Source organism: Janthinobacterium sp. CG_23.3, from assembly GCF_046115965.1.
Taxonomy (GTDB): Bacteria; Pseudomonadota; Gammaproteobacteria; order Burkholderiales; family Burkholderiaceae_D; genus Janthinobacterium.
Window position 1 is genome coordinate 1 of sequence record NZ_JBJXIB010000221.1, and the last position, 4,041, is coordinate 4,041.

Below are 4,041 nucleotides of genomic sequence, written 5' to 3' on the forward strand. Positions count from 1 at the left end.
GGCGGGGCGGTTTTGGTGGCATGCACGCATGATGCGTTATCCACGATTCGTTTACAACAACTTTCTACGCTGTACGCTCAGGCTGAATAGTCACCGATATTCTTAAGTACGCCAATTATCACCAATTCTCACAAAATATCACACGGCGTTTAAATGTCGACAGAGATAAGCCCGTATCGCGCTTGTTTTTATCGACGAATATTATAAGAAGGGTCTGCATGATGTTTAAAAACCTATTAATCAAGTGGAAGCTCGCTACGCTGGTGGCCATTATGATGGTCGCGCTCATCGTGGTCGGCGCCTGCGGCTATACCGGTATCGCCGCGGTCGGCGACGCCGTCAACGAAATCGGTGTGGTGCGCCTGCCGTCGATCCAGGGCCTGCTGACGATGAGCGAGGGCCAGACCGCGGTCTCCGCGGCGACGCTGACGACGGCCATTTACGAAAACAACTACCAGTCGCAGGCCAAATTCTCCGCCGCCATCGAGCAGCGCCAGAAGGCCTGGGCGAATATCGAGCGCGGCTGGAAGCTCTACGAGCCACTGCCGCAAACGCCGGAGGAAACCGTGATGTGGAAGCAGTTCCTCGGCGAGTGGGCAGCCTGGAAGGGCGCCGACGAGAAACTGGCCGCCACCATGGCCGCGCTGGCGCAGAACCAGGACGAGCAAAAGCAGAAAGACTTGTTCGTCGAGTTCTACCGCCAGTTCGAGCAGGCCCGCCCGCTGTTCCTGATGGCCGAAGGGAGCCTGAATAAAATCAGCGAGTTAAACGAGGCGATCGCCCACACCAGCGTCAAGGACGGCGCCGCGGCGATCGTCAGCTCCGAGCGCTGGATGGTCGCCGCGGCGTTGGCCTCGGCCGCCATCGCCGCCGCCTGCGCGATGATGATCGCGCGCGCCATCACGACGCCGATCAACCAGGCGGTGAAGGTGGCGCAGACGGTGGCGGCGGGCGACCTGACCAGCCAGATCGAGGTCCACACGACCGAGGAAACCGGCCAGTTGCTGCAGGCGCTGAAGGACATGAACGACAGCCTGGTCAAGATCGTCGGCGAGGTGCGCGGCGGCACCGACACCATCGCCACCGCGTCGAGCCAGATCGCCAGCGGCAACCAGGACCTGTCCTCGCGCACCGAGGAGCAGGCCAGCTCGCTCGAGGAAACCGCCTCGTCGATGGAGGAATTGACCTCGACCGTGCGGCAAAACGCCGACAACGCCCAGCAGGCCAACCAGCTGGCGGCGTCCGCCTCGGGCATGGCGCAAAAGGGCGGCGCCGTCGTCGCCAAGGTGGTCGAGACGATGGAGTCGATCAACGAGTCGTCGAAGAAGATCGTCGACATCATCAGCGTCATCGACGGCATCGCCTTTCAAACCAATATCCTGGCGCTGAACGCGGCGGTCGAGGCGGCCCGGGCGGGCGAGCAGGGCCGCGGTTTCGCGGTGGTCGCCTCCGAGGTGCGCAACCTGGCGCAGCGTTCGGCCGCCGCCGCCAAGGAGGTCAAGGTGCTGATCGGCGATTCGGTCGCCAAGGTCGGCGTCGGCAGCAAACTGGTGAGCGAGGCCGGCAGCACCATGGGCGAGGTGGTCGCCAGCGTGCAGCGCGTCACCGATATCATGGTCGAGATCAGCCTGGCGACGCAGGAACAGAGTTCCGGTATCGACCAGATCAACATCGCCATCAGCCAGATGGACCAGGTGACGCAGCAGAATTCGGCACTGGTGGAGGAGGCCGCGGCGGCGGAGTCGCTGCAGGACCAGGCCGTCAAGCTGGCCCACGCGGTCAGCGTCTTCAAGCTCGACGCCGCGTATGCGGCGCCGGCGCAGCGCCGCATCAGCCTGGAGGTGGCGCCGCCGCCACCGCCGCCGCGCGGCAATCACGCCAAGCCGGCCTTGCGCATGGTCTCGCCGGCCAGGCAGAGCGCCGCCAAGGAAGAGGATTGGGAAGTGTTTTGATGTTGTAAAGGCGCCGCCGGCAGGGATAGAAACCCGCGGCGGCAATCCGGGGCCAGTCCCTTGGGGCCTGGCCCCGGGTTCACGCCGCCGGTTTTTTTTCACTCATAGGCGCCCAGCCTGAGCTGCTCGTCCGGTTTGAACTGGGCGTCGCGCAGCTGCCGCAGCGCCGTCGCGCGCGCGCCGGCGTCCAGCGCCGCGCCCGCCATCAACGCGCCGCGCTGCGCCAGATACGTGTCAATGCGGCTTTTCCAGGCCGCTTCGTCGCGGTCCAGGTCGGCCAGCCGCGCCGCCGCCTCCGGAGACAACTCGGTGGCGCGCATGCGGTAAATCTCGTTGTCGCCGGCGCCTTGCGCGCGCATTTTCTGCACCGCCTGCTCGACGTTGACGATGCGCGTCGGCGCCTCGCGCTCTTCGCGCAGCGCGCGCGGCATGCCTTGCTCCAGCGCCGCCAGCTTCTCGCGTTTCCGCTCGGCGCTCAAGCTCTTGTCCTGGCCGATCTCCAGGCGGGCCACGGCGTCGAGGTCGCGCGCGTCGCCGGCGCCGAACAGGCCGGCCGCCTCCGCCGCGCTGAAATAATTCAGCCGCAGTTGCTGCATCGCGTCCAGGCGCGCGCGCGCCGCCTGCGCCAGGTCGGCGCTTTTCGGCAGGCCCTGCTCGACGTCGACCAGCGCCCGTTTGTAGTTGAGGTAATTGGCCAGCAGCCGCTTGGCCGCCGCCGCCGGCAGCGGCTTCAGGCGCCGCTCCAGCTCGCGTTCGATCTCGGCGCGGATCGCCTCCAGGCTCTGTTCGCCCAGCCCGGCCAGATAATAGTCGAACAGGTGGCCCAGTTCGGCGTCCACCACCAGCCGGTCGGCGGCGTCGAGCTTGATGTCGCCGTCCGGCCTGGTGCCTTGCATCGACGGCACAAACGCAAAATGGTTCGGATCCGGGCGCGCCGCCGGCGCCGGCGGTGCCGCCTCCGGTTTCGCCAGGGTGAAGTAGAGGATGCCGACGGCGCCGGCGAGCGCCCCGAAGCGTACCAGCTTGACGTTTGTGTTCATCGTCGCGCCCTTACAGTCCGAGGCCTTGCAGGCGGTTCGCCTGTTGGCGGAACACCGTCACCGGGCTGGTCTCGAACAGGTTGACGATGCCGATCATTTGGTTGATCTCGTCGACGTGGCTCATGCCGTAGTCGTCGCGGATCACTTTGCCCAGATGGCTCGAGCAGGCGCTGACGAGGCCGTCGTTCTTGGCGCCGAAGAAGGCCAGCGAGGTCAGCGCCAGCACCGGGTCGGCCGGGTCGAAGACGTTGGTGTAGGGCTGGGTGCCGCTCCATGAAAAGTACTGCACGCCGCGGACTTGGTAGGCGCCTTCGCCGCAGGTGCTGGTCGGCACGCCGGCCGGATGGCGGCTGTTGAAGGCGGCTGTGCCGGCCGTGCTCAGCGAGGTGAACGAGGCCTGGGCGTTTTGCGGCAGGCCGGAGCCGCCCGACAGGAAGGTGATCAGGCCGGCGACGGCGTTGCCGATGGCGGCCGAGACGTTGGGCAGCGCACCGACCAGCACGTCGGCCACGGCCGAGCCCTTGTTGACGCCGCCCACGCTGCTGACCGAGGCCACCAGGTCGGGCCGCACCGAGGCGACGTAGCGCGCCGTCGGGCCGCCGTGGCTGTGGCCGATCAGGTTGACCTTGGTGGCGCCGGTGGCCGCGAGGATCTGCTTGACCTGGCTCAGCAACTGCTCGCCGCGCACTTCGGTGCTGTTGGCGGCCGACACCGTGGTGATGTGGACGCTGGCGCCGCCGCTGCGCAGCGCCGCCGGAATGCCGTAGAAGTATTCGACCGGACCCAGGTTGTCAAAGCCGAACAGGCCGTGCACCAGGACGATCGGGTGCTTGGTCTGGGTGTAGCCGAGCGCCCACGACGGCGAGGGCAGGACGGCCGAGGTGAGCAGGGCGACCGACAGGCATTTCCAAAAACGTTGTTTCATGTTGTCTCCATAAAGGTGCATGAATGCTGCTGAAAACCCGGGCTTGGGGGGGGGGGGGGGGGGGGGGGGGGGGGGGGGGGGGGGGGGGGGGGGGGGGGGCGGTGGGGGGGTGGAGGAGAAGGGG

At 66.7% G+C, this 4,041-nt stretch carries 3 protein-coding genes; 1 reads left to right on the top strand and 2 read right to left on the bottom strand.

Going from position 1 to position 4,041, the window contains the following annotated elements:
* Window positions 1-221: 221 nt before the first annotated feature.
* Window positions 222-1,952, top strand: coding sequence for a methyl-accepting chemotaxis protein (locus ACFDR9_RS27085; RefSeq protein WP_409032994.1), 1,731 nt, complete (start codon window positions 222-224; stop codon window positions 1,950-1,952).
* Between the two features lie 98 nt (window positions 1,953-2,050).
* Here the strand turns inward: ACFDR9_RS27085 and ACFDR9_RS27090 are convergent, their stop codons facing one another.
* Window positions 2,051-2,992, bottom strand: a complete 942-nt coding sequence (locus ACFDR9_RS27090; protein WP_409032992.1) for a lipase secretion chaperone — start codon at window positions 2,990-2,992, stop codon at window positions 2,051-2,053.
* 10 nt (window positions 2,993-3,002) lie between these two features.
* On the bottom strand, window positions 3,003-3,917 hold the full coding sequence (locus ACFDR9_RS27095; protein WP_409032993.1) for a lipase family alpha/beta hydrolase: 915 nt from the start codon (window positions 3,915-3,917) through the stop codon (window positions 3,003-3,005).
* Window positions 3,918-4,041 lie beyond the last annotated feature (124 nt).